Genomic DNA, 26,387 nt, shown 5'->3' on the forward strand with positions numbered 1-26,387 from the left:
CACTAGCCCGGCGCACCCTGGCCCGGTGCTTAAGGGGCTGGGCTTCCCTGGCGCAGGCCTTCGCCTACGCCGCCCGGGAAACCGGCGGGGTGGTGGGCGACGAGTTCCGCCGGGTGGTGGAGGAAAGCCGGGGCGGCAGTATCGTCGAGGCGGTTGGGCGCCTAGCGGCCAGGGTGGATATCCCGGAGGCCTGGATGCTGGCCGACGCCGTGCGGATGCTGGGCCGGACCGGCGGGCAGGACAGCCTCTCCCTGCTGGAGGCCTGCGCCGACGAGATCGCGACGCGGCGGGCCAGGGTGCGCCGGGCTAGTGCCCAGACCACCGGCATCCGGTTTGAGGGGTTTTTGGCCAGCGTTATCCCTGCGGTTATGTTCCTGTGGTTTTTCTTTAGTTTCGGCGATGATTACCGGGTTATGGTGGAGACGGCCCGGGGCCGGATGATGCTGGCCGTGGCTGTGGGCAGCCTAGTGGTATGCTGGGCATTGGTCCTGGCTATCTTACGGCGGGCCGGGGCGGCCGACTGAAAGGGTGTGGTAGAACTGCTTTATGCTGTGCTGGCCGGGGCCGGCGTTTTTTGTCTGGTCACGGCTTTCTTTTCCTGGCGGCAGCGCAACCCCCTGGCGGAATGGGTGGAGAGGAGGGCCGGGGCTACCCTGCCCCTTAAAGCGCGTATCAGCCTTTCTTTGCAGGAGGCCGGGCGGCAGGTGCAGGGTCGTATCCCCCGGGTGCTGGCGGACCTTTTCAGCAGCCGGCGGCTGGCCTTGATGTTAAGGCTCGCGGGGACGCCTTTCGGGCTTGCGGCGGAGGAGTTCCAGGGGCTGCTTTTCCTGGCGGCCCTGGCCGGGATAGCCACCATGATCCTGGGGTACACTCTGGGGACCGGGGTTTTACCCGGCCTGCTGGTGCTGGGCGTTGGCGCGGGCCTGCCCCTTTTGGGGGTGCAGGCCGCGGCCAGGAGGACCCAGGCCCGGATGCGGCGCAGCCTGGGGTATTTCATCCGCCAGCTGGCGGTAGGGGCCGCCGGGCGGGTGTCGATCCTGGAGATGTTTAAGGATATGGCCGCCAATGCTGATCATGACCCCCTGGCGCGGGAGATTGCAGCGGTGGTGGAAGAGGTGGAAAGGGGTGGCCGGAAGTTAACCGAGGCCTTGCACAACATGGCCAGGAACATTGATCTTCCCGAGGCTTACGAACTGGCCGCCGAACTGGCGGCGGCGGAGAGGTACGGCGGCGAGGGACTGGCCGCCGGGCTCAAAATTCTGGCCCGGTCCCTGGACGCCCGGCGGGAGACGGAGAGCATCGCCGCCATCCAAAAGGCGGAAACCCAGATCACCATGGTTATTACCATCACTGTGGTGATCTCCGGCTCTATCTTCATGGTGGGGGCCCTGGTCCTTAATTTCTTGCAGGTATGGCATTGAGGGGAAGGGGGTGAAACAATCCCGGCAAATCACCCGCGAAAAGGAGGTGACATAAATAATGGAAAAGTTCAAGCAGGATTTTAAAAGTTTAGCCGGAGGAGTAAAAAAAGCCGTCAAGATCCTGGCTGATGACAGCGGGATCCTCCAGTGGCTGGTTATCACGACGCTTATGATTGGGCTGGGCTACTGGGGCTACCAGAGATATGTCAAAGATAAGGCTTTTAATGCTTTTACCGAAACGGGCAATTATCTTGATGCCGGCGTTAGCGGCCAGTAAGATGCACCTGCAAAGGGCGGGGTAGCAGGATACACCCCGCCCGTTTTTTTTAGTAGCAGGAGGGGGGTGAGGAGAATAATAGTTCTCAAGTATATTATCCTGGCGGTTCTCCTGGCCGTTACCAGCATCACTGATATGAGGGATTTCAGGATCCGCAACGTGTATACCTTGCCGGCTATCGCCCTGGGGGTATTGCTGGCAGGTCCGGGGTGGAAGGCGGCCCTGGTGGATGCCGGGGCGGGGTTCTTACTCTTCCTTCCGGTAGCGTTAATTGGCCTGGCGGGCATGGGCGACGCCAAGCTGTGCGCGGCGGCTGCCGCCCTGATGGGGTTCCAGCAGGCGGGGCTGGCGGCCTGGCTGGGAACGGTATACGGCGCTTTATGGGTCGCCTGGCGGGAGACCAGGCAGGGGGGCGTGGGGGAGTGGGTAAACAGGCAGTGGTATGCCATGGTACAGGTGATGGCTGGCCGGGTGCCTGAAGGTGAGAAGTATCCCTTCGCGCCGTTTTTTGCCGCCGGCGTGGTAACGGCCTTGCTCTGGGGGTGGTTGTCATGAAGAAAGGTGAAGAAGGCTTTGTCCTGGAGTTTACCCTTTTTGTGGGGATTATTTTCTTCTTCATTTTCGGGATGCTGGTCTACAGCATGAGGGCCAACGCCACGAGCGTTTGCATCAGCGCCGCCCGGGAGGCGGCCCGCACTCTGGCCGTAACCCATTCCCCGGAGCAGGCGAAGGCCAGGGCGGCGGAGGTGGTCCAGACCACCCTTTATACCGGCGCCAGGGCAGGAGGGAGCAGGGCAGGGGAGCCCCATAAGGCCTTCGACCCTGATCAACCTAACCCTACCCGGCCGGACGTAGTGCTCCAGGATGACGGCACCTGGTGCCGGGCCTGGGTGTATTACCACCTGCCCAACGCGGTGCCGGGATTGCCGAAGCTCCTGGACCGCAGGGCTTCTTTCCTGGACCGGTACATCACGGTGGGCGGGTACGCGGTGTTCAAGCGGGAGGTGGAGTGATGTTTGGCAGGTTGCGCGGCGAGGAGGGGTTTTTACCCCTCTTTATGGCTTTGATGACGCCTTTGCTTATCTTCGCCTGGGGCCTGGCGGTCGATTACAGCCGGGCTCATTTCGTTAGAGCGGAGCTCCAGACGGCGGCCGACGCCGGTTCCCTGGCGGGGGCCATGACGGCCGTGCCGGTGGCGGATATTGAATACCGGCCAATAACGGATGCTAACGGCAATGTTACCGGAGTGGAAGAGGTTGTGACGGGATGGCGGGCGGTTATCCAGGATGAAGCCCTGGCCGGCAATGAAGCGTGGAGGACTTTCCAGGCCAATAGTGGTGGCTTAACCCCCAGGGCCGGGGTGGAGTTTAATAAGGGGAGTGATTATACCGGGGCAAAGCAGGATGAGGATAAGTATCTGGTTGAAGCCAGGGTTAGGGTCAAGACCCCCTGGGCGGGCGCTGCGGCGGCTATGATGACCGGTGACAGGTCTTTTTATGAGGTGCTGGTCGGGGCCAGGGGCGTGGGCCAGGCGATAGTGAAAACGGGTAATTAGAATGGGAAGCAAGGCTACAAAAGAAAGGATAGGTGGTTTTTAATGCGGAAGGGTATCTTGGCATTAATAATTGCTGGAGCTTTTATTTTTGGAGCGGCTGCCGGTTTGGGCGGGGGGTATTATAAATATGTTGCCGCTCCAAGGAAACAGGCCGTGGAGATGGCTAAGAAACAGCAGGAAGAGATGAATAAGATGGTGCGGCATGGTACTCTTACGGCGGTCGAGCCGGATAAATTGACCCTTAAGGTAGAAAAAGGCGGCGGGGATATCGGCCAGGTGATAAGCCTTACTACTAATGAATATACCTCCATCCAGGTAGGCATGGGCTTTGTGAATAAGCCGGGAGAAAAAGCAGATCTCACGAAATGGTTTAAAGCCGGCGACACCATTGACGCCCTGGTGAAAGACGGCCAGGCTTTAGCCCTGCACAGGGAGCCCCGGCCTGGGGAACAGGTGCAGCAGGGGCAGGTTAGTGACCAGCAGCACCCCGGTCCGGGCCAGGCTGCCCCGGCGCAGGGACAGAAAAAGTGATGCTTCAAAACTAGCAATGCAGGGCATTGAGAAGGGGGGGCGCCGCAACGTCTAAATGGCCTATCGGCCTGACGTAGCGACGGCCCGGTAATAAGGGCAGCAGCGGTAGGCAGCAGGAGCGGCTTGCGCGCACCTGCTGCCTTGATTTAAAGATTGGCCATCCGGCCGGCCTTAGATTATACCGCCGCCCTGGTCCGTCCGGCAAGGGTACGGCCTGCGGCATATGCTCCTTCGCTTCGCTCAGTCCGCTATTCCTCGGCCCGGCCCAGCACTCAAAGAAATTGAGTGCTGGGCCGGGCGGCAAATTTGGCAGCTAAGGCCGGAAGGCAAGGGGATGAAGGACCTGGATGGAAGGAGGGGTGGCAAAGGGTGAGGGAATATGAGATCAGGGCGGTGAGTGGCTGGCTATATTGATAAATTGGCAGGCCTGGGGTAAAATGGAGGTGAGGAAGGCAGTATTGAACGTGGCTAAGATCTTTCCTGAGAATGAACTATTATGCGATAATCATAGATAAAGAGGCCTGGAGATAAAGTATGGATACTATACAGACGAGAAGGAAACAGAACGAAAAGAAGTTTGGTAATTGGGATGAGCTGCCAAATGGGGGAAGAAGATATTGGTATGAAGTTCTCGGCCGTAAAGGTTGGAGTGCCAGGTATATTAAAGAAGTAGACAGTAACTAAAATACTATTTACTTCTACCAAGAGATTTATGATAACCAGAGGCAATTGGTTGAAGTGCATCGAAAATACCCTGTAGACCACGGCCATGAGAAGGTTAGCGAGGTGAAAAATGAATGATAACCCGTCAAGATGTGGTCAATAAGCTGATTAGCTACCTTGGTCACCGTATCAGCCTGGAAGAGTTGGTCGGCTGGGCCGAAAATGTAATGATGGAAGGGGAGTTTGAGGAACACGATCTTCCCTTGCTCAGGGATATAGTAGCTCGTTTAGGGCTTAGCGATACCCTTGCTTTCGGCTTGAGCTGGGAGGATTGCAGGAACTTTTTGCGGTCTCTCGGGTATGATGTAGAAGTTAGGGTTACACGGCTTGCCAGCAACCAATAAGGAAAGCGCCGGTACGCCGGTGCTTTTTGATTCCCCTATCAAAAAGGAGGCTGATACCATGACCCGTAAACTTGCCTTTGCTGCCCTGCTGCTTGCCGCCCTGATCCTTTCCTTCGCCGGTCTGGCCCAAGCGGCCCCGGCCCATGAGGTGGTTTTCAAGGTTGGGCGGGGGTATTACGTCACCGACGGCCAGCAGAACTGGATGGACGCCGCGGCCTTCATCCAGGATGGCCGTACTTATGTACCAGTCCGTTACCTGGCCTATGCCCTGGGGGTTAACGAGAACGATGTTAAGTACGACAATGGGACCGTAACCCTGGCCCTTAACGGCAAGACTCTTACCATGGCTGAAGGCAGCAAGGCCCTCAAGGTTGACAATACCAACACTCCTATGGACGTGGCCCCGGTTATCAAAGAAGGCCGGACCTACCTGCCGGCCCGGTGGGTGGCCGAGGCCTTCGGGTACAAGGTTGACTGGTTTGAGCCGATCCAGTGGGTGATGATCCGCGATGCGGCGACCTGGAAGGCGGCGCAGCCGAAATTTTTGAACGGGCCTGTGGTGAATGGTCATCAGTATGCAAATATTACGGCCGTAGCCTTTGGGCCACAAAGCAATAAGATTACTGCATTCAATGGAGATCCCATAGGAATGGAGCTTGCTGAAAAACAACATAGGACGGATATAAATCCGCCTTACGCCAAGTGGGACGTTACCCTCCCGGGGCCGGTCTGGGTTAATAGTCCTACCGGCGATTGGCGGGACATACAGGTTAGCATAAAAAACCTGCTACTCGCCTTCGGCGTGCCGGAAGGGGCCATCCACTGGGACGAGGAAACCCAGACCATGCTGGTGGAGTGCGACTATATCTACCGCGTTGACTCCCCCCTGCAGGACCGCTTTACCGTGCAATACATCTGGATGCGGCCAGGGGAAAACGTGTTTTACGAGCACTTTACCGATATCCCCGACCAAGTGAGGCATATAGAGTACAGCAGTGAGGATGATTATGGTAAATACGGACCCGAGGCACCCGGCGCGAGGTTCATCTATGACTCCAAACATGGCATGATAGGTACTGGGCTTGCCATGTACCTCCCGGCCTATGTTTACCATAATGAAATGAACGGGTTGGGCGTCAGAGCCTATGAGTGGCATGGGCTTTGGGTTGTTTCTATAGGCTGATTTCAAACCAGGATTGATTTACCAGTAATATTGGGTTAGAATGGGGGTAAAGGCAGGTGAGCGCCATGCCGGAGGAGAGCTTACGGGAGATAGCAGCCACCAACGAACAACATCATACCCTGGCTTCGCCCGAGTTTTTCTTTCTCTTACAGAGGATTGATAAGCTAGACGAAACGTTAACCAAGGAAATCAAAGACGGCGATCAAAAACTGGCCCAGGAAATAAAAGAGAGCAATCAAAGATTAGAAAGCCGTATTGATAAGTTAGACTTGCGTATTGATAAAATAGATGGGCGTATTGATAAAGTCGATGGTAGAATAGATAAAATAGAGAACCGCTTTGATAAATTTGACAATAAATTAACCACACTGAACTATTTTGCGGCAGGAGCTCTATTTACCTTGGTAACAGGTTTTATTGGGGTTATAGTTACTTTGTTTAGAAGGTGAAGGATACGTAAAACTAAAGCTGTGAGTGGTGCCTTACACAACCGAGGCGTTTTAACCGGCCCCTTACTTCTGCCAAAGTAAGGGGTCAATTATTTCCTCAGGTGGCGATAGGACGGGATTTTTCCCGCCCTATCGCTATTTTTATGGGCGAAAAAACTTTTAGCAAAGGAGTGGCAAGCAGGTGTGCAGGAAGTTGGTCGCTGTTTTACTGTTAGCGGCGATGCTTTTAATGCTGCCTCTGGACGCGTGGGCAAATTACCCGTTTAAAGACAAAAATTTTCATCAGCCGCCTCCAGGCTACGACAACCTCACCTATACCCGCACCCAGGGGGCCTACATCGACTTCAAGCTGGTTGATCCCTTTAGCGTTGCCTCCGGCAACCCGGAGGGAGGTTTCTGTGTGGACTTCGGCCCCACGGCCCCCTACCGCAGCACGGCTGAATACCTCTTCGCCCCGGACCACCGCGACGCCCGGGGCAACCTGATCCTGGGGGACGGCTGGGGGTTTATAAACCCATATGATCGGTTAACACCACCGCCTAACGACCTTGCTACCTGGCTGGACATGCTTGAATGGCCCAAAAGCGGCGGCTGGTACAACGTCACCGACGCCGGGGCAATGCAGGGTAGTAACGCCATCCGCAACATTTACTACCACATGCCCTACGGTACGAGGATAGTCACCTCCCCACACGCCACCGGCGCCAGCAAGACCGACCCCATATTGATTTCTCCCGGCCCCAACTACGATACCATCAACGACGGCCAGCGGGACATCCGGGCGGCGGACGTTTTCCCCAACGGCCAGGCAGTTTACCTTTTCAACCTCACCAAGGATGCCGCTATAGGCCTGGTGCACCGGCTGGACACCCTTTATCCTAACATGGGGGTGTATTACGTCCCCGAGGTAGGCTACGAGCACAAGAAGGTAGCCTTCACCGCCGACCTGGCGGTAACCCAGCTTACCGGCGGCATTCCCGGCAGCAACGACATGGCCCCCTACGCGGCGGTGATTGAGAACATGGCGCCCTTTGAGGCCTATAACGCCCTGTTCGAGCTCTACGTCTGGCCGGAGGGCGACCCTGCTCTCACCAGGGTGGCTTCCGAGCCGGTCAATTTGCCGCGGGGTAGCGTCTCTACCGGGACGCCGGGGGCGGTAACCCTGGCCGGCTATTTTGCCGTGCCTGCAGGCAGGAGCTACAAGCTGATAGCGGCCATCAACGCCAGGTATGATGCCGGGGGCAGCGTCCTGGGTGCCAATCCGGGAAGATGGGCGAAGCAGCCCTACAGCCCGGTATATAACGGTAGCGTGCCCCCGGGAACAGGCGCCTTCTTCGAGCCCTATTACGATAACAACGTCAAATCCGTCGGCTTCGTCAGAGCATTGCCGCCCCCGGATGACGGCGGCGGCAGCGGCGGTGAACCGCCGGTGCAGCCCGGCAACCTGGCGGTTACCAGGGTAGAGTACGACGGCTCACGTATAACCGGCTACTTCCGGTCAACTTTTACGGCCCCCGGCAAAGTGAATATCCGTTTCTACAAGCAGAGCCGGGCGGGTAGTATAGCATATATCGCGGGATTAACGAATTACCCAGTCAAGCCAAACAGTGATTTTGTAGAATCCGTCCCGGCCTTTAACCTGGGGAATGACATTATCATAGCCTCCATCGACTACTACTACTCCGGCGGTATCTGGCATGAAGAAGATTACCGCCAGGATGACGGCAAGACCCTGGAAGAAACCACTTACCTGGACAACAAAGCTTCAACGGGGCGGGTCGAGGATCCGCCCGGGCCGCCGAAAAAGGCTGTTACCTACGATATAGCCAAGGGCTGGTACTGGCCCGTCTACTGGGTCAAGACGCCCAGGTACCATACCGAAACAAGGCGGGTCTGGCGGGATAAATGGGTCCAGGTGCCGGTATACTTTGACACAAGCAAGCCGAAGATCAAGGTACGCCTGATTGAATAGGTACCCCGGCTTAGCCCGGTCTTTTTGAAAGGGGGAATTTCTGTTGCTCCGGCTTAAGCTTAAAAAAGTTTTTTTGTTGATGGCGGCGCTTTTATTCGCCATCCCTGCGCCTGCTGGTGCCGGTACACCGGGATGGCAAGAAATTAACGGCCGGCAGGTTTACGGTTACTGGCTTGACCTGGGGGGGACTCCGGCCTTTATCGTTTGCGACCCTTCGACGGGGCAGCCCCTCAGAGATGCCGGGGGGCGGGGCTCTGCCTGGATTAACCGGGGGGAGTGGGCGGAAGAAGAAGTGCAGGTCTTTGACGGCTATGACACGGAAGCCTGGGCCGATCTTAATAAGGGCAAACAAGAGATTAATTTAGAACCCGTGGCAGGGCCGTTCTGTCTAAACGGCTTATCTAGCGACAGTTCCGAGGGGGTACAAACCGGCGCCAATACGCCCTGGCCCTACCAGATTGCAGAGGACAGGACGGCAGTCATTAAATTAAGGAACAATACCGAGGCCGCCATTGACGTGAATGGCGGCGATAACAACAGAGATAATGGGGGCTTTACCATCCCGCCCCGGAGCGAGATCTGGGTTAAGATACCCTGGCCGGCGGTGACCAACACCGGGACCATGGCCGACGCCGCCCAGTTGAGCGAGACTTTGGATGTGGAATATCGTATGACGGCCATCCATGACCCCGACGCTTATACGGAAACAATCCCCGCTTACTCCATGCCGGTAAACATTTTATGCGCGGATGTCGGCGCCGCCTTGGGTTACGACATCCCGCCCCGGCAGGGGGCCATCCGGGACCGGGGCAACTCCTACGACGGCAACCGTGAAGGGCCTTTCTACGCCTATTATTGGGGCGGCAAGTACGTGGAACCTACGGTAAACATACCCTGGATTGACCTGTGGCGCACCTGGACCAGGGATGAAGACGTGGAGGCTGGTATCAGGTTGTGGAGGGAAGACTGGCGCAGGTGGATCCTCGATGACTTGCCCTGGAGCCCGTCCGGACCTAGTTTGCTTGTGGCCGAACCCGCCTTTGCCCAGAAGTACACCTTTATCCCTTCTCCGGATAACCCTAACAAAGGTGAGCTGCGTACAGACGTGGTGCCAGGGTACAGGATAAGCGCGCCAGGCGCCGAAAGCATTACCGGGGATGTTGGCATAACGTCTCCCTGTACCGTAAGCCTTACCTTAAAGAACGGCACGTCTTTTATTACATCAGGGAGCTTCGGGGCGGTAATAATAGACTATACCTATTGGGGTTATAACCCTGAGACCAACGATTATGAGGAATTCTCCGAGAGGGAAGTCAAGGAGGTGCCGTACGTAACCCTACCGCCCTTCGGCAGCACGAGTATGGAATTTAGTCTCCCGTACCCAAACTGGATGGATGTGAACATTACCGAGGCCTGGTTTACCAGGGCTTACTACCAAAGTAGGCCTTATAAATACGTCACGACTAACGGTACTTTCGATACCAGGGATTACGTCAACCGGGGAAATTATATCCTGGGTTACTCCCCTGCTTTCGGGGTGCGCACGGGCGTTTACCCGGCGGAATTTTTTCCGGCCTTTCCCCGTGTGCCGGATAAGATAGGCTTTAGTTTTTGGTATAACACTGGAAGTGGGACCCGGTGGCAAATCGGTCCGGCGAGTTAATTCCGAAGGGCAGGAAAATGCTGGAGCCAGGGTGGATTATCACCCTGGCTTTTTTTAAAGGAGCTGTACCTTTAACTTAACTTCAAAAAGGAGCGTGATTTTATGTTTGCAGTTCAAACAAACCCGCAGCCGGCGACCCTGGCCACGGTTAAGGCCGTAGGTGTAGACGTGGGCTACGGCTTTGTCAAGGCCGTTTCGCCGGGGGCCAGGGTTTCTTTTCCCTCGATAGTGGCGCCTTATGTTGAGGATCCCCTAAGCGGGATGTTCCGCGATGGGACAGGCCATAAGGTAAAGGTGCGTAAAATAAGCGGGGAGGTAGAGGAAAAGCTTGTCGGCGAGGCGGCCCTGCGATCCCTGGCGGCTACTACTTCTTTAAGCCGGGAGAAACCGGCGGTCCTCCATGATCTGTTGCTGCTTGCGGCCGCTTACCTGGCGGGAGCCGGGGATAAGGGGCCTTTCCCCAAACAGGTTGACCTTGCTGTGGGTTTGCCCCTGGCCTATTTCCGCGCCCAAAAGGACGCCTTGAAGAGGCGCCTGGAAGGGCTGGCGGCCTGGGTGAGTGTGGACGGCGGGGAAGAGAGGCATATCAGCTTCGGCAAGGTGCTGGTCTTCCCCCAGGGGGCGGGGGTGGTGCTGGCGGGGGATGTAGCCCTGCCCGGGAACGGGTATCTGGGAGTGGTTGATATTGGGACATACACCACCGACTACCTGCTTTTTGAAGACCGTGGTGATGGCGCGCCCTGCCCCCTGCCGGAGGCCTGCGGCAGCCTGGAGGCGGGCGTCCACCTGGTACACCGCGCCTTGGCGGCCGAATTCCAGCGCCAGACGGGAGCCCCCCTGGCCCCGGCCATGTACCAGGAGGTTGTTGAAGACGCATTTGTTGGCCGGCCCATTCACTATGCAGGCAAGGATATAAATCTTGAGAAAGCGTTATTGAAGGCCAGGCGCGACGTCGCCCAGGCTATCGCCCAGGGGGTGTTGGCGGCCTGGGGCGGCCGGGCCGGGTTTGTGGCCCTGGTAATTCTCGCCGGCGGCGGGGCCTGCTTGTTTGATGAGGAACTGTTGCGGGCCTTGCCTGGTGCCAGAATAGCCAAAGACCCCTTCTTTGCCAACGCGACAGGTTATCTAAAGATGCTTGGCGGGATGGCTTAAGCCTTGCAATTACTGGGTTTCATAGCATTTTTTCGGCCATTTGGCGGGAAAGCCGCCTGGGCTAGGCTTAACACTGCCGTTTTGACGGGAAAGGGAGGTAAAAAAGTTGCCTCAAGCATTGAAACGGCTGGAAATTCGTATCCCGCCAGACCATCCTGTTTTCCGCTATCCTCCCCGGTTAAGGGGCCAAGTGGCCCGGGAGTGGTTGGACCTGGGGATGCGCCTGGCGGGTATTGAGGAAAGGCTGGCCAGGTTGGAAGAGAGGGGGGCTGCGCCTCCTGATCCGAGGGACAGCAGCCAGAATGGGAATGGGATTGACCCGGAAAAGTTCAGGGAAACCCTGGCCGGGGTTTTTGATTTTTAAAAGAGAGGTGGTGGCCAGAGGTGGGGGAGAAAAACCCTTTTGTGCCGGTACACGTGCAGGTATCAGGGCTGGTCCTTATACCGGAGAGCGAGATTATGGTGATGAAGCTGCCCGGGCAGCCGCCTGTGACTGTTTACTATATCGGTCCCGCCCAGATTGAGAGGGTAGAAGAGTACTTCGCCAGCGAGCGGAAACCATACAGCCCCTGGCGGGAAGGCGGTGATCCCATTGCTCAAAAAAAGCGATGTCGAAGCGGTAATAAAAAATCCCGGCAGGATACGGGTCTATTACCAGCCGGTAGTGGACCTTACGTCCGGGCGGCTATGGGGATATGAAGCCCTGGTACGGGGTGATGGTGTATTGGCGAAACCCGGGCGGCTTTTTAAGAGCGCGGTGGCCTGGGGTCTATTGGGTGAGCTGGATACCGCCTGCTTTAAGGCGGTCCTGGCCGGCGGCTACCCGCCGGAGGGTTACTTAAGCGTTAACTTGACGGCGGCAGGGCTGGTTGATATTGACGCCGGCGCCTATGCGAACCCCCGCCTGGTCATCGAGTTAACCGAGTACGGCTGCAGGGATATACAGCAATTAACGGGCGCCTTGAGTGCCTGGCGTGGGAATGGTGCCGGGATAGCTATAGACGACGTTGGGCCGGATATAGGCCAGCTGCGGGCGGCCCTGCACCTGCGGCCTGATTTTGTAAAAATAGATCGTTTACTGGTGAGGGGTTGCGACTGCCATGTTTCCAGCCGCTTGCTGCTCGCCCAGGCCCTGGAGGTATGCCGTTACCTGGGGGCGGAGGTAATTGCCGAGGGTATCGAAAAGCCGGGCGAGTTGAAGGTTTTGCGAGAATTAGGAGTGGAGTACGGCCAGGGCTATCTATTGGGTAAACCGCAGCCTGGCTGGGGGAAGGTTTGTGTTATGGCCGCCTGGGTTTGACGGTGAACCCCGGGGGGCCGCCGCAACGCTTGACGCCCTCCGGGCTAACGTAGCAGCGGCCCTATTATAAAGGCAACAGCGGTGGGCAGCAGGAGCGCTAAAGCGCACCTGCTGCCTTGATTGAAAGCCTCCAGGCCTTCCGGGCGGCCTCGGATTATACCGCCGCCCGGCCTTAGCCGGCAAGGGTCCGGCCTGCGGCATAAACGGCTTCCGCCCCGCCCTCCGGGCGGGTCCCCTCCATTTATTCCTCGGGCCCGGCCCTGCGGGCCGCCCTTGCCTCCCGGCCGGGCGGCAAGTTTGTCTTTTAAGGCCGGAAGGCCAGGGGCCGAAGGCCGGATAAAAAACAGGGAGGCGATTAAAATGTTGCCAAGGAAATGGATGGAAGGGCCGGGCAGGATGAGGCTAGGGGTTGACATTTGCAACACCATAGCCAATGTCAACGCGGAAATTTTAAGGCGCTATGATGTATCCCTGGAGGTATATCCTTTTCCTGAGCTGCCACCAGACTTTTTCTCTACCACAGAGGGGCTAACGCTCCTGGCCCGGGCGAAACCTCTTCCCGGCGCGGTGGAAGTTCTAGGTATTCTTTCGAGGTTGGGCCATGAAATCGTGTATATGACAAGCAGGCCCATCCTGGCAATCGATTTAACCCGTGAGTGGCTTGCTGCCCATGGCTTCCCGCGCGGTTCTATTGTTTTCCTGCCCAGGGGATATAAAAAAGTGTTTGCGGCTCATTATGGGATAGGGTTGTTCTTTGAAGACGACCCTATAGAGGCGGCGGAGCTCCAGGAAGCAGTAGGGCAGGTCTATATGCCGGCCTGGCCCTATAACAAAAACGTTAAGGGCCGTTATATAAAGAGGTTTAACTCTTGGAAGGATATCCAAAACCTTAGCGATTGCCATCTACGGTACCGTATGGTACTATAACATATGATGGGTGGAAAAATATGTTATCAGTTCAATATGCATATGAGACATGAAAATAGACAGAACCTTAACCGGAGTAGTAACGAAAAGGAAGGAGGGATTTTGGGATATGGATGGAGGGTCTGCTTACAGCCAATATCTCAAAAAAGAACTGGACCGCATAAGCGGGATTATAATTGAAAACTGCCGGCCGGAAAAGATTATTCTTTTCGGTTCCCTGGCACGCGGGAAAGCGAATGAGTACAGCGATCTCGATCTAGTAGTCGTCATGGACACAGATATGAGGTTTATGGACAGGTTATTGTTCTTGGCGAAACTTACCAATCCCCGCGTAGGGGTAGATTTCCTTGTATATACACCGGAGGAATACAGGCGGATGCTGGAGAATGACAACCTGTTCTTGAGGGAAGAGGTAGAAAAAAGGGGAGTTGTGGTATATGACAGGGCGGGAACAAGAATACGAAGCATGGCTTAAGTATGCCGACGACGATCTCAGGGCTGCGGCTGAACTTATCAAGGCCGGGTTATACAATTTGGCTTGCTTTCACGCGCATCAAGCTGCCGAGAAATACTTGAAAGCCTTTCTCGTCAGGCATAAAGTTAACCCTCCCAGGATTCACAAATTGCCCACATTGATAAGCTTGTGCCGGCAAATAGCGGTGGAATTTGAAGAGCTCCAGCAAGATGCCCTGATGCTTGATATGTATTATATTCCTACCAGGTACCCAAATGCTCCGGTCGGTAGTTTGCCTGAGGGCTTGCCTAATGAAGCCGACGCCCAAAGTGCTTTTGATATTGCCAAGCAAATCCAAGACTTTATCAAATCAAGAGCCTGAATAGCGTTTTGGAGAGGTCACAATGACTGGCAAGCATGGCTGGAATGGCTATTTGCTATGTGGGGGAGCCTTGGAAGAGAGAGCCGTCCAGCTTTATTTTCGTTATAAGGGACGCCTAAGGATATCGATACCCTGCTGGAGTCGGATATTAAACCCGTTAAAAAATAACTGTACCGATACTGCCTTTCCGTCATATTGCCTAGGCCTAAAAGAGCAAAGTTATGTAATATGGCCCTCGTTTTAACCGGTGGTCCAGAAAACCACCGGCTATTATTTTTTAAAACCCTGGAACAGATAGCCAGGAAATAAGAACAACGGGTTTCATCAAATTCGTGAATACCGCCTCCTAATCAACCTGGCCGGTGGCGTTTCTTTGCTACCGGCTATTTTTTTAGACGTGTCCATACAGGAGGCGGTTCTTTTGCAAAAAACCCTAATAATCGATAGCACTACATTAAAGCTTGGGTTTACAGCAGCACCAAATGCCGTTTTATACGATGCCCGTCTTTCCGTGCAAGCACGCTGGTTATACTGCATTCTTCTTTCCTTTGCCTGGCAGGAAAATGAGTGCTGGCCGGGCCAGGACCGCATAGCCAAAGTTGCGGGCTGGCATGTTAACACCGTAGAAAAATATCTTAAAGAGCTACGTGATTTTGGGCTGATCTCCTGGAAGCGCCAGGGCCTTAACCGGCCCAATATATATTATATCCATGACCCCGCCAAAGCCTTGAGTTTCAAGGATTCACAAGCTAGTGTGAATCCGGATTCACAAGCCAGTGTGATTCTTGATTCACACGCCAGTGTGAAAGAAGAAGACTCAGATGAAAAAGATGTTGTTGTTGTAAAGACGGCCCTTGGTCAAAACCCGGCTGGCGAGGGAGGCCAACAAGAAATTGCTAAATGCGTTAGTACGGGAACTGTTGTAGCTGGAGGTCCCGGAACTGGGGAGCCGGAGGTTTCCCCCGTAAATGCCGAAGGAACCGAGAAGAAGCCAGAAATTCCCGTCGGCTGCCAAGCTCGGCCGGAAAACTCGGCGGTCACGGAAGCGGATGCCAAAGTCAAAATACAAGAGTTATTTATAAAAACCGCAGGGTACCCATTACCTGAAGCCGCACTTAACGAACTTGCAAGTTACCCGCCGGGATACGTGGAGCAGAAAATCAAGATGCTTGAGAGCGGCAAAGAAAAAGCCAATACGGTGGGATGGCTGCTGGAGGCCTGCCGGGAGGACTACCGGCACCTGCCGGGGCCGAAGTCGTCCAGGAAGGGAAAAGGGAAGTTGCCTAGACCGCCGGGATCCGGCAAAGAGCATGACAAGTACCGGGAATTATACAGATTAGTCTAATTTATGGCGGGAGGTGTAAGGAGGATGAATACCCATCACAAGTTCTACCTTGGTGATGCCCTGGAGGTCCTTAAATGGCTGCCGGCAGAAAGCGTCAACTGTTGCGTTACTTCCCCGCCCTACTGGGGCCTGCGCGATTATGGGATTGAGGGCCAGGTGGGAGGGGAAGATACCCCGGAAAAATATATTGTCAGGCTGGTAGGTATTTTTTCCGAGGTCAGGCGGGTGCTCCGGCCCGACGGGACTCTCTGGTTAAACCTGGGCGACTGTTACGCCAGCCCGCAGTAAAGAGGGAAAGTGGGATGAAAAGAGGCGCCAGAAGGGGACCGGGCGCCGTCTCTATCATATGCAGGCGAACAGGGGCAGGGTTCCGGGTCTGAAAAACAAAGACCTGGTGGGTATTCCCTGGGCGGTGGCCTTTGCCCTCCGCAATGCCGGGTGGTATCTCCGCAGCGATATTATCTGGTACAAGCCCAACGCAATGCCTGAAAGCGTGGTTGACAGGCCTACCAAGGCCCACGAATACCTCTTCCTCCTGAGCAAATCCGAAAGGTATTACTACGACTACGAGGCTATCCAGGAAGATGCCGTCAGCGGGGATTCCAACAGCCCGCGGGGTTCGGCAGCGGTGATAGGCATTCCCCACAACGGCCGCAGGAAACAAGTTGAAACTGGTAACCGGCGTTATACCGGCTTCAATGCCCGGTATCAACCCAGGGAAAAGCGCAATAAACGCTCAGTGTGGATTGTACCAACCAAACCTTTTCCGGAAGCCCACTTTGCTGTTTATCCTCTCGACCTGATCAAACCGTGTATCTTAGCAGGTTGCCCCCCTGGAGGCACGATCCTGGATCCCTTTGGCGGGTCCGGGACCACATCCCTGGCGGCAAAGCAGTTGGGGAGAAACAGCATTTATATTGACCTGAACCCTGCCTATCTGGAAATGGCGGTCAAGAGGATGCAGTTTGAGGTGCAGGAGTTGTTTTCCACCCACACTTACGAGGTGATATGGGGAAAAAGGCTAGAAACAGTTGCTACTTGATCAAAGCACATGGAGGTGGCGGGACATGGACACAAAAACTGGACCCGGGGGTACTGCAAAGGCTTTACAAGCACCGGCGGCCAAAGTATGCGCTGCCTGCCGGCATTACTGGGGCAAAAAACGCGGACATTGCGAGATTGCATCCAGAAAAGTTAACCCTTACGGGGCAGCCTGCCGGTATTTTAAAGCGTAAGGGGATAAGGGAAGATAGGGGGCCGCCGCAACGTTGGACGCCCTTACGGACTAACGTAGCGGCGGCCTTATCATAAAGGCAACAGCGGTGGGCAGCAGGAGCGCTAAAGCGCACCTGCTGCCTTGATTTTAAGCCTTCAGGCCTTCCGGCCGGCCCCGGATTATACCGCCGCCCTGGCCGGTCCGGCAAGGGTACGGCCTGCGGCATAAACGGCCTCCGCCCCGCCCTCCGGGCGGGTCCCCTCCATTTATTCCTCGGCCCGGCCCTGCGGGCCGCCCTTGCCTCCCGGCCGGGCGGCAAATTTTGCTGTTAAGGCCGGAAGGCCAAGGGCCGAAAGGCCCCAAAAAGGTAAGGAGGCGTTACGGATGGCTGTAAAGCTGGAGGAAAGCCGGGTTAAGCAGGCAGTGGACAGTTTGCTGGAGATGTTTGCCAGCGGCAATTTACCCCAGGCAGTAGCGCGGACCTTTATCAACGCCCGGGCAGGCTACGGTAAACCGAGCGATAAGTGGAGCCTGGGCAACCGGCTGCTGATGCTCATTGCCGGGACGGAAGACGCCAGGGGCTACCAGCAGTGGCGGGAAGCCGGCCGGCAGGTGAAGAAAGGAGCCAGGGCCTTTTACATCCTGGCGCCGCTGACCAGGAAGGTTACTCAGAAAGTGATTGATCCGGAAACCGGGGAAAAAAAACAGGAGGAAAAAATTATCGTAACCGGGTTCCGGGGAGTGCCGGTCTTCCGGTACGAGGATACGGAAGGGGAACCACTACCAGAAGTTGATTATTCCCCGCCGGAGCTCCCGCCGCTTTATGAAGTGGCCAGGCGGTTCGGGGTGGAAGTGAAATACCTGCCTTTTGCCGGCCAGGCCGCCGGTGCTTTCCGGCCGGGGCAGAAGCAGGTAATCCTTTACTCCCATGACGTGGACGTGTTTTTCCACGAACTGGCCCATGCGGTCCATAATACCATCCGGCCTCTAAAGGGCGGCCAGCATCGGGACCAGGAGATAGTGGCGGAAACGGTGGCCTGCGTTTTATGCGAGCTATACGGGGCGAAAGGATATCTCTGGCACGGGTGGGAGTACATCAAGCATTACGCCGGCCGGGACCCGAAGACGGCCCTGAAGGCAATCATGGCAGTCTTAAGCGAAGTGGAAGAAGTGCTGGAGCGCATATTCAACGCGGCGGGCATGGCGGCGGATAAGGTGGCATAAAAAATAGCAGGCCGGACCAAACCCTTGCCTCCCGGGCAAACAGCCTACCGCCCGGGAGGCAGGGACTAAAAAGGAGGTAGCAACAATGCCACAGTACGAAGTCAAGGCGCCGAGCGGGAGAAAACTGGTTGTGGAAGCCAGGGATTCCAGCCAGGCAAAGCGCCTGGCCTGCAAGAAGTGGGGCATCAAGCCGTCAGACTACTGGTGCGGTGTTACATCCCTTAAAGCCAGAAAGGTTGACAAAACAAAGGAGGAGAGGAGAAATGGGCGCGGCCAGGGTGCTGGAGTATGAGGGTTTTAGAAAAGCATCGCGGCGCGAGCCCTGCCCAATATGCGGGCATCCTGACTGGTGCGGGTTTAACAGCTACCTTTGTAGCTGCATGAGGGTAAGCGAGGGAGCCTTTAAACATATCATCCTCAGCAACGGCCAGGTGGCCCACCTGCACCGGCTGGAGACGGGAATGGTCGCTCCCGGCAAGCAATGGGAAGAATTTATAATCCCGGAAGTAGAGCCAGCGCCGGTAGAAGTGCGCGACAGGGTTTACCGCCATTTTTTAAGGCTCTTGGAACTGTATCCCCGGCACAAAGAGGAGTTATTACGACGCGGTTTAAGGGAGGAGGAAATCAAGAGGAATGGGTATAAATCCATACCTGATCATGTAAATCCCTGGATATTATGCAAGAAGTTAATCCGCAGCGGTCTGGACTTAGCCGGCATCCCCGGGTTTTACCGGGCCAAGAGCAACGGCGGGAGTTACTGGACGTTCAATTCCTCCCCAGGTTACTTTATCCCAATCCGGGATGCCCAAGGCCGGATCCAGGCCCTCCAGCGGCGGATGGACGACATTAGAAACGGGAAATATATGCTGTTTAGCGGCCATAGTGACCAGGGCGGCTGCTCCTGCGGCACTCCCGCCCATGTAGCCAGGCCGCTAGAAGTAAAGGACGGCCGGGTATGGATTACCGAGGGGCAGTTGAAGGCGGATATTGCCGCGGCCTACCTCGGCGCGGTGGTCATAGGCGCCCAGGGTGCCACCTCCTGGAAACCGGTTGTCCCGGAGGTACTGGAGTTAGGGGCGACAGAGGTAGTGATAGCCTACGACAGGGACCAAGAAACCAACAAAGAAGTTGCCAGGGGTAAAAGAATGCTGGTGGCAGAATTAAAGAAACTGGGCATAACGGTCCGGGAAGCGATATGGAGAGCCAGGTCGAAAGAAGAAAAAGGGATAGACGACGCCCTGGTGGCAGGGCTGGAGATAAGAATTGTTTGATTGATTTTGGCGATAACATATGGTACCATGTTTTTGGAGTGGAAAAAGCTGTATATAAACCTGGACAGGTGGTTTTATGAAAAAGCAAGCCGAAGCATGGTTAAAAATTGCCGCAGAGGATTTAGATACCGCAAAATATAACTTTGAGGGGAAACGATATTTATGGGGCAATATTCCTATGTCAACAAGCCCTTGAGAAAGCATTTAAAGCGGTATATTATGAGCGGTATGAGAAAGTGCCGCCGCGCAAACATGACCTGGTAGCTCTTGCGAAAGCTGCTGGCCTTCTTGAGGAATGCGATAACGACATGATCGATTATTTACGACGATTAACGGTATATTATATCGAAGCTCGTTACCCCGAAGAAAAGGCCGAATTAAGCGCCAAATGCACAGAAGAACATACCCGAGACATTATTAAACAGGCAGAGGAAGTGTTCCAATGGCTGGCAAGCAAGTTGAATTGACGGTAAAAGAGTATGTAAAATTACTCAGGAAAAGCAAGATTAACGTCGCTACTGCCATCCTTTTTGGCTCTTATGCCGAGGGCCGCGCCGGCGAAGATAGCGATATCGATGTGGCCATTATTAGCCCTGACTTGGGGAAAGACAGGATAGAGGAAACCATTATGCTAAAGAAGCTCGCGGAACAAATTGATTACGACCTATCTCCCCGCCCGTATTCCCTTGAACAATACCGTAATGCCAGGCGGGGGGAATTCCTGCATGATGAAATCATAAGCAAAGGAAAAGTAATATTGTAATGCACATGGTAGTGAAACCTGCTGTGTTTTTATCTGGGTGTCTGGATGGAACTCATTAAGGGGGAAGTATATCGGTTTTTGCAAACAGGAGTAGTAACCCCCTCTATACCAGGCTATGTCTTTAAACCAGAACGTAAGACGAATTGCGCTTAAGAAGCTATAGCTGAGGTGGAATTACTTTTTTAAAGGTCATATACGTACTCCGTTACACTAAATTAGTTGGGAGAGGAGAATGAGTATGGCCAATTTATTTTTAAAGATCAATTTAAAAACAGTTAATTTTGAAGGTCAAAGTCTTGAAAGCTCCATTAGACTTCTAAAGTATTATGCAAAATATTCGGATAAGTTAAATGCAACATGGATTGATGACCTTCACACTCGTATTTTACTAACAAAGGGAGGTTGGATGCGTTTTCAATCTCAGTATTTTAATCAAAACTATTATGTTACTGCAGACTTAATATATCATAATCACAACCTATCTTGTAAGGATTATCTATTAATAGATCGGGTTTTTGAAGAGTGCGAAAAGTTCTTTTCCGAGAGAAACATGACTTCTATTAAGACTGATTATAATAATTGGGATGAACTATGGAGGATTCTTGGTAAAAACGGCGCTATATTAAGTATTAAAGAACTAGGTGGTGGAGGAATCTTAAACAATAAGGAAATTGAGAGGATTTTAGTACAAAACAAAGTGGATTTTGAAATTATTTGTACAACAAAACAACAGTTTGATTGTGGTGCTAGCGGTGTTTCCGAAAGTCTAATATATTTTCTAGGAGGAGCTGTTCTATCAGGAGCAACATATGATTTTATAAAAAATCTCCTTTTTACAAAGTTACCAGTTCCACTCGATAGTATTAAGGTAACACTCATTGATAATTTAAGGTTTAGCAAGTTAAGATCAACTGTAGCTGATAGAATAAAAGAGGAAGAAAAGGATCTCGTATTGGAAGAGATATATAATGATGACGATAAGGTTTTTATAGCATTTCGAACACCCAATAAAAGGATTTTATTGGTTTGCGATCAAAATTATGTGATAAAATATTTAACAACCGAGGATATTGTTTAAGCTTTTTGACAACTATACTTAGTCGTTATTTCTTGATATAATTACCATAACGCAAGGAATGTTACGTATCATTATTCGAAAAACATAGGACAGTTGATTACGCCTAGACATAAATCAATAGACATAAATCAAGACAGGATGCTACTTTTTAGTTGACAAAAGCACCTTTATCCAATAGTACTGATGACCCATCCGGAGCGACAGGCTTCTTCCTATTCTGCTCGATAGATGTAAATATGAAATAATCTGCCCAGAGACTAATTAAGCCGGATACTGAACCGGCTTTTTTCTTTTGCACGTATTTTGGTAAGACAGTACCGTACCCCAGCAATAACCTGTATTTCTGTTACCCAAGCTTGAGCCGTTCAATTTGACTAGGAACTAAAGGTTGGCCTGTCAGCGCAGGCCTTTCTGATTCCAGGAGCCAGGCAAACTTTACGGAAGGAGTGCCACGCTACGGCTAATGCCGGCGCGCTCCTTTTTGAAGGCAGGTTAAGGTTAAAAGATAAAAAAGGAATAGATGATGCTCTGGTATAAGGATTAGAGATAATGGCAACCCATTGATTTCGATTGCTTCATGTAGTAATATGTCTTTAAAATATGGAAAAAGGTGTATGTGCCCATAAACGCAAGAACAGTTGAGATAGGCCGAATACGACCTGGGACTGCCATGGCTATGTAGGAATTGGTCCTATATTGTGTTTTACCTACCACCTGGCCGGGAAAAAAGGATTTGAAGCTACCTGAGCATACATCAACTATTAAAATTAAACCCGTAGCTTTCCATAACCAATAGCGTTGTTATTTTCCTTTCAACTTTTTTATCACATCCCTAATATCAAGTAAAATAAAAATACAAAAAGAAAAAATCCCAAGATTGAAGGAAGAAATAGGGTTTAACAATATAAGATACGTAATACGTGTTACGGTAACCTCTATAATAAAGGTGGTGATATTAAACCAATGACAGCGCAATCAAGACCCTTAATCAGGACGGTTAAAATTAAAAGACAATTTAGTGCACTTTTGGAGTCAAATGACTATTTTACCGAAAGAAGGCCAACGGTAGTTGATTTGTTCTGCGGTTGCGGGGGCGTTACGGAGGGCCTCAAGCAGGCCGGGTTTCGTGTCGTAGCTGCAGTGGATAACGATCCTGTCAGCTGCCGTACCTATAGGAAAAACCATCCGGAAGTTAATCTTTACGAAAGTAATATAGAAGATGTAAGCCCTGAAGCCATTAAGATGAATGACCTAAAAGGGGACACCTGCGATCTTCTAGTCGTTTGTGCTCCGTGCCAGCCTTTCAGTAGTCAAAACAGAAAAAAGCAAGGTGATCCGCGGTCGATTTTGATCCTCCAGGCAGTTCGTTTTGCCCAAGTACTTAAGCCTTCACTTATCTTCTTTGAAAATGTACCGGGAATTGCTGCGCCACGACATAGGGGTGTTTTGGATAGATTAAGAGATGAACTTAGTACCCTTGGTTATAAGCTCGGAAAACCAGTTGGTTTGAACGCTGCTGATTACGGAGTTCCCCAGAGACGTAAACGCTTTATCATGTTCGCCTCGCGTGAAGGGATTATGCCCGAATTACCACCTCCGACAACTCCAGAAGGTGCAAGGATATCTGTGAGGATGGCCATAGGTAATCTAACTCCCCTTTGTGCCGGAGAAGCAGATCCGTTCGATTACCTGCATGTGGCTCGTAAACATTCGGAATTGGCCTTAAAACGATTAGCATATATCCCAAAAAATGGGGGCAGTCGTTTCTCGCTACCTCCGGAACTTGAGCTACCCTGTCATAGGAATTATAACGGGCACCCTGATGTATATGGCCGTATGTTTTGGGATGATGTCGCGCCTACCCTTACAACGGGATGTACCGATATTACACGGGGTAGATTTGCTCACCCCAGAGATGACCGAGCAATCACCCTGCGGGAGGCAGCACGCCTCCAGACTTTTAGAGATGACTATATTTTTGAAGGTTGTTATAAAGAAATTGAACGTCAGATAGGCAATGCTGTTCCCGTGGCATTGGTACGCGAACTAGGACTATCTATGCTTAAGGTATTTAAGGAGGCTAAAATATGGCGTTAAAATATACTGATGCCCAAATTTTGGCCATCAATCACCGAAAAGGAAATTTACAGATTATTGCCTGTGCAGGTAGCGGGAAAACAGAGGTGATATCGAGACGCATAGCACAAATTGTAAAAGAAGGAACTCCTCGTTCATGTATTGTAGCATTTACTTTTACTGACCGGGCTGCAATGGAGATGAAGGCGCGTATAAGAAAGCATCTTGAGGAGTTATGCCCCGAAGACCCATCCCTCGGGGACATGTATGTGGGGACAATTCACAGTTTTTGTTTTCAGTTACTCAAGGAGATTGACCCCATTTATCGTAATTATGAAATCCTTGATGAGATCAGACAGGCAGCTCTTATCTCTTCCAAGTGGAATAAGCAAGGTTTATGGTTGGAACGTTGTAAACGATTAGTACGTTCCGGGAAATACTGGGATACAGTCAGAGGTCTGATTAATACCCTTAATGTCCTGCATATCAAGAATATTCCTGACGACCAGATAGCTGACGATGTTGCAAGAGATGTAATAGAGAGATACCGTCGGTTAACTTTGGAAAAGCCAAACTATTTTCTGGACTTTAACGGGATTATAGGGGAACTTATTAAGACCCTCCGTGCAAATCCAGAAAAGCTTATGGAAGTAAGACAACGGTTTAAATACGTGGTAGCGGATGAATACCAGGATTTTGACCCTCGTCAGGAAGAATTGCTATACTTAATCACTGACGGAGGAAAAAGCGCCTCGGTCTGTGTAGTGGGTGATGACGACCAGGCTATTTATGGGTGGCGCGGGGCAGATATCACAAATATGCTTGAATTTGAAAAACGTTATCCTGATGTAACCCGGATTAACATGATTTATAATTTCCGTTCAACACATGCAATAGTAGAAATAGCAAATGCCTCTGTAAGGCCTTTAAGAAGACGTTTACCCAAAGCAATGGAAGCACGTCATTGGGATTTTGAGGTTGATCCCGAGAACCCAGTGGAAACAATTGCTGAACGTGGTGACATTCAGCGCCGTTGCTTTGCCACGGAGCGCGAGGAAGCAGAGTATGTAGCAGACAGGATTAAGGTCCTGCGGGGTATGATTATTAAAGAAAAAGACGGGACTGAAAGGGCTATAGATTATGCTGACATGGCAATTTTACTACGGAGCGTAAAATCTGCCGGACGCGAATTTGTTGATGTTTTGCGGGAACAGGGCATTCCTGTCGTGGTACGTGGTACTCGTGGACTTTTCAGCCACGATGAAATACGATTGGTTCAGGCAGCTTTTTGTCAGCTTGCCCAAGAGGAATTCTGGTATGAAGACAACGATGGAAATGAGCACCATCTAACAATAGATTCAACCAGGGATTTTATCCGCCAAACAATCCGTAACCTCAGGTCTAAAGGCGCAATGCCTTCTGCTGATCCCAATGTGTTCCTGCAGTGGATAGCAGAGAAACGCGCCACTATTGCAAAGCAGAAACTGCCACGGGAGAAACGCGGAAGGGTTTCGAGACGTATTTATCCACAAGATTGGTTCCATGAAATGTTACGGGTTCTGGGAGCAAGCGACGGACCCGAACCATGGCCTGAGGATGTTCTTTATAATCTCGGTCGTTTCAGCTATTTAATTAGCCAGTTCGAGTCCGTTCATCAATGGATTACGCCCGACGATTTAGTTCCATTGTGCCGTTTTCTGAACGGGTGGGCTGCCAGTAACACCGATGATGGCGGGCAAGATGAAATTTCGGTTCCTAACGCAGTTCAGGTCATGACCATTCATGCCGCTAAAGGCCTGGAGTGGCCAGTTGTATTTATTCCAAGGGTAACAACACATCACTTTCCTAACACATATCTGAAAAGCAGGGGGCCGGAAACTTTCCTTTCACCCGAACAGTTTGATCCTAAGGAATTCGCTGGTGGCGATGACGGTGAGCGTCGTCTCTGGTATGTAGCCGTTACTAGGTCAAGAAAGTTTCTACATATTACTTCCCTTGACAGGAAGCATAAAAGGCCACAAATATTTATGACTGAAATAAGGCATGATTATGTACAAGACGACGGCACGGATCCCTCGGAACCACGTCCCCGAGGCGTACCAACTCCACCCGTCGATACCGAAATTTTACCAACGACTTACTCGGATTTGAACTACTACTGGGGGTGCCCGTTTGACTATCAACTACGCCGTTTGATGGGCTTCCGACCTGGTGTAAAGGAAGCGTATGGTTATGGCCTCCAAGTACATAACCTGTTAGCAGCTATTCATGAGCGAGCTCTTAAAGGAGAAGAGATTTCTGCTGAGTGGATACATAATATTGTACAAGAGAGATTTAATTTACGTTATACTAACCAGGATGTTTTGGAAACGCTAAGAGCTGCAGCCGAGAAGACGCTTCGGAGATATGTGTCAATCTTTCCGGAGCAGGCAAAATATGTCTTCAGGGCTGAACAACCATTCGAATTTATTGAAGGTGATGCATTAATAAGTGGCACTATTGACCTTTTGGAAAAAGTAGAGACGAATGCTGACGGTTCAGAGTTACGTGTTCCGGTTGGCGTTGTAGATTTTAAGACGGGTACCGGGGAAGACTATAAAGATTATTTACAACGCGTAAAGAATGTTGAACGCCAGCTTCGTTTATATGCAGTTGCTGTACGGAGGGCTCTGAACCTTGACCCGCATCACGCCACAGCCTATTTTCTGGGACCTAACCCGCCTGAAGATTTAAGGATTAAAGAGCAACACCAAGTAGACATAAGTGATGCATCTCGGGAAGTAGTTATGATGGATGTAGCTCGGGCTGTAGCCGGCATAAAAGCCCATGAATTTCCGCTCCGAGGGCGCGAAACAGGTAGATGTCGCGGCTGTGACTTTTACAGAATTTGCCCGGCTGGTCCACATAAAAAGCATAACTAGTTCCCCCTGAAAAAGTCCAGGGATAAAAGTCTTAGCGTCTCAGAAAACCGAGTAGTTTTTAGCAAAACAGAAGGAGTTACCATCCTCTGGATCGAATCTTGTAGTAAGAGCAAACAAGAAAACCCAGAGGGAGGAACTCCTATGATTAACATTCGCCACA

28 protein-coding genes and 1 pseudogene are annotated in these 26,387 nt (G+C 52.4%); all 29 read left to right on the forward strand.

Translation table 11 applies throughout. The features are described 5' to 3' along the window. Positions 1-524, forward strand: a 524-nt coding sequence (locus tag MOST_RS02190) for a type II secretion system F family protein (protein WP_129588643.1), incomplete at its 5' end; no start/stop codon positions are given. Positions 525-530: 6 nt separating this feature from the next. Then, positions 531-1,421 carry a type II secretion system F family protein gene (locus MOST_RS02195; RefSeq protein WP_054936357.1) on the forward strand — a complete coding sequence of 297 codons (891 nt, stop codon included), beginning with the start codon at positions 531-533 and terminating at the stop codon, positions 1,419-1,421. 58 nt (positions 1,422-1,479) lie between these two features. After that, positions 1,480-1,698, forward strand: coding sequence for a hypothetical protein (locus MOST_RS02200; RefSeq protein ID WP_054936356.1), 219 nt, complete (start codon positions 1,480-1,482; stop codon positions 1,696-1,698). 66 nt (positions 1,699-1,764) lie between these two features. After that, on the forward strand, positions 1,765-2,253 hold the full coding sequence (locus MOST_RS02205; protein ID WP_054936355.1) for a prepilin peptidase: 489 nt from the start codon (positions 1,765-1,767) through the stop codon (positions 2,251-2,253). Further along, on the forward strand, positions 2,250-2,711 hold the full coding sequence (locus tag MOST_RS02210; protein ID WP_054936354.1) for a TadE/TadG family type IV pilus assembly protein: 462 nt from the start codon (positions 2,250-2,252) through the stop codon (positions 2,709-2,711). The genes MOST_RS02205 and MOST_RS02210 overlap by 4 nt, the downstream gene beginning before the upstream one ends. Beyond that, the gene (locus tag MOST_RS02215) at positions 2,711-3,253 is read left to right on the forward strand and encodes a Tad domain-containing protein (protein WP_054936353.1); all 543 of its coding nucleotides are present in this window, start codon (positions 2,711-2,713) and stop codon (positions 3,251-3,253) included. Before MOST_RS02210 ends, MOST_RS02215 begins: the two co-directional genes overlap by 1 nt. Before the next feature lie 42 nt (positions 3,254-3,295). Further along, on the forward strand, positions 3,296-3,784 hold the full coding sequence (locus MOST_RS02220) for a hypothetical protein (RefSeq protein WP_054936352.1): 489 nt from the start codon (positions 3,296-3,298) through the stop codon (positions 3,782-3,784). Between the two features lie 797 nt (positions 3,785-4,581). After that, positions 4,582-4,851, forward strand: coding sequence for a hypothetical protein (locus tag MOST_RS02230; RefSeq protein ID WP_054936351.1), 270 nt, complete (start codon positions 4,582-4,584; stop codon positions 4,849-4,851). A 58-nt stretch (positions 4,852-4,909) separates the two neighbouring features. Then, positions 4,910-6,034 carry a copper amine oxidase N-terminal domain-containing protein gene (locus MOST_RS02235; protein WP_054936350.1) on the forward strand — a complete coding sequence of 375 codons (1,125 nt, stop codon included), beginning with the start codon at positions 4,910-4,912 and terminating at the stop codon, positions 6,032-6,034. A gap of 56 nt (positions 6,035-6,090) precedes the next feature. Further along, positions 6,091-6,483 carry a coiled-coil domain-containing protein gene (locus MOST_RS02240; protein WP_054936349.1) on the forward strand — a complete coding sequence of 131 codons (393 nt, stop codon included), beginning with the start codon at positions 6,091-6,093 and terminating at the stop codon, positions 6,481-6,483. Between the two features lie 181 nt (positions 6,484-6,664). Next, positions 6,665-8,455 carry a hypothetical protein gene (locus MOST_RS02245; protein ID WP_129588644.1) on the forward strand — a complete coding sequence of 597 codons (1,791 nt, stop codon included), beginning with the start codon at positions 6,665-6,667 and terminating at the stop codon, positions 8,453-8,455. A gap of 43 nt (positions 8,456-8,498) precedes the next feature. After that, positions 8,499-10,118 (forward strand): hypothetical protein, encoded by a 1,620-nt coding sequence (locus MOST_RS02250; protein ID WP_054936347.1) that lies wholly within the window; start codon positions 8,499-8,501, stop codon positions 10,116-10,118. 102 nt (positions 10,119-10,220) lie between these two features. Then, positions 10,221-11,270 carry a ParM/StbA family protein gene (locus MOST_RS18125; RefSeq protein WP_054936346.1) on the forward strand — a complete coding sequence of 350 codons (1,050 nt, stop codon included), beginning with the start codon at positions 10,221-10,223 and terminating at the stop codon, positions 11,268-11,270. Between the two features lie 106 nt (positions 11,271-11,376). Continuing rightward, entirely contained in the window at positions 11,377-11,634 is a 258-nt protein-coding gene (locus MOST_RS02260; protein ID WP_106007011.1) for a hypothetical protein, read from the forward strand. A gap of 20 nt (positions 11,635-11,654) precedes the next feature. Next, positions 11,655-11,969: a hypothetical protein gene (locus MOST_RS16915; protein WP_129588645.1), complete on the forward strand. Its 315-nt coding sequence runs from the start codon at positions 11,655-11,657 to the stop codon at positions 11,967-11,969. Next, positions 11,863-12,570, forward strand: coding sequence for an EAL domain-containing protein (locus MOST_RS02265; RefSeq protein ID WP_054936344.1), 708 nt, complete (start codon positions 11,863-11,865; stop codon positions 12,568-12,570). Before MOST_RS16915 ends, MOST_RS02265 begins: the two co-directional genes overlap by 107 nt. Positions 12,571-12,930: 360 nt before the next feature. Next, a complete protein-coding gene (locus tag MOST_RS02275) occupies positions 12,931-13,497 on the forward strand; it encodes a 5' nucleotidase, NT5C type (protein WP_083476549.1) in 567 nt (188 codons plus the stop codon). A 109-nt stretch (positions 13,498-13,606) separates the two neighbouring features. Continuing rightward, positions 13,607-13,972 carry a nucleotidyltransferase domain-containing protein gene (locus tag MOST_RS02280; RefSeq protein WP_054936341.1) on the forward strand — a complete coding sequence of 122 codons (366 nt, stop codon included), beginning with the start codon at positions 13,607-13,609 and terminating at the stop codon, positions 13,970-13,972. Then, positions 13,935-14,333: a HEPN domain-containing protein gene (locus MOST_RS02285; protein WP_054936340.1), complete on the forward strand. Its 399-nt coding sequence runs from the start codon at positions 13,935-13,937 to the stop codon at positions 14,331-14,333. Before MOST_RS02280 ends, MOST_RS02285 begins: the two co-directional genes overlap by 38 nt. 421 nt (positions 14,334-14,754) lie before the next feature. Then, the gene (locus MOST_RS02295) at positions 14,755-15,678 is read left to right on the forward strand and encodes a helix-turn-helix domain-containing protein (RefSeq protein ID WP_054936339.1); all 924 of its coding nucleotides are present in this window, start codon (positions 14,755-14,757) and stop codon (positions 15,676-15,678) included. A 24-nt stretch (positions 15,679-15,702) separates the two neighbouring features. Then, positions 15,703-16,720: pseudogene (locus tag MOST_RS02300) on the forward strand (DNA-methyltransferase). A gap of 558 nt (positions 16,721-17,278) precedes the next feature. Then, entirely contained in the window at positions 17,279-18,118 is an 840-nt protein-coding gene (locus MOST_RS02305) for an ArdC-like ssDNA-binding domain-containing protein (RefSeq protein WP_054936338.1), read from the forward strand. 85 nt (positions 18,119-18,203) lie between these two features. After that, complete coding sequence (locus MOST_RS02310; protein ID WP_054936337.1) at positions 18,204-18,410, forward strand: hypothetical protein; 207 nt, start codon at positions 18,204-18,206, stop codon at positions 18,408-18,410. Continuing rightward, entirely contained in the window at positions 18,382-19,389 is a 1,008-nt protein-coding gene (locus MOST_RS17130; protein ID WP_054936336.1) for a DUF3854 domain-containing protein, read from the forward strand. The genes MOST_RS02310 and MOST_RS17130 overlap by 29 nt, the downstream gene beginning before the upstream one ends. A gap of 143 nt (positions 19,390-19,532) precedes the next feature. After that, complete coding sequence (locus MOST_RS02320; protein WP_054936335.1) at positions 19,533-19,856, forward strand: HEPN domain-containing protein; 324 nt, start codon at positions 19,533-19,535, stop codon at positions 19,854-19,856. Continuing rightward, positions 19,832-20,152 carry a nucleotidyltransferase domain-containing protein gene (locus tag MOST_RS02325; RefSeq protein WP_054936334.1) on the forward strand — a complete coding sequence of 107 codons (321 nt, stop codon included), beginning with the start codon at positions 19,832-19,834 and terminating at the stop codon, positions 20,150-20,152. Before MOST_RS02320 ends, MOST_RS02325 begins: the two co-directional genes overlap by 25 nt. Positions 20,153-20,390: 238 nt before the next feature. Then, positions 20,391-21,230, forward strand: a complete 840-nt coding sequence (locus MOST_RS02330) for a hypothetical protein (protein WP_054936333.1) — start codon at positions 20,391-20,393, stop codon at positions 21,228-21,230. A 963-nt stretch (positions 21,231-22,193) separates the two neighbouring features. Beyond that, positions 22,194-23,327: a DNA cytosine methyltransferase gene (locus tag MOST_RS02335; RefSeq protein ID WP_083476546.1), complete on the forward strand. Its 1,134-nt coding sequence runs from the start codon at positions 22,194-22,196 to the stop codon at positions 23,325-23,327. After that, positions 23,318-26,227 (forward strand): ATP-dependent helicase, encoded by a 2,910-nt coding sequence (locus MOST_RS02340; protein WP_054936332.1) that lies wholly within the window; start codon positions 23,318-23,320, stop codon positions 26,225-26,227. The genes MOST_RS02335 and MOST_RS02340 overlap by 10 nt, the downstream gene beginning before the upstream one ends. Positions 26,228-26,387 lie beyond the last annotated feature (160 nt).

The sequence above is a fragment of the Neomoorella stamsii genome, from assembly GCF_002995805.1.
GTDB lineage: Bacteria > Bacillota > DSM-521 > Neomoorellales > Neomoorellaceae > Neomoorella > Neomoorella stamsii.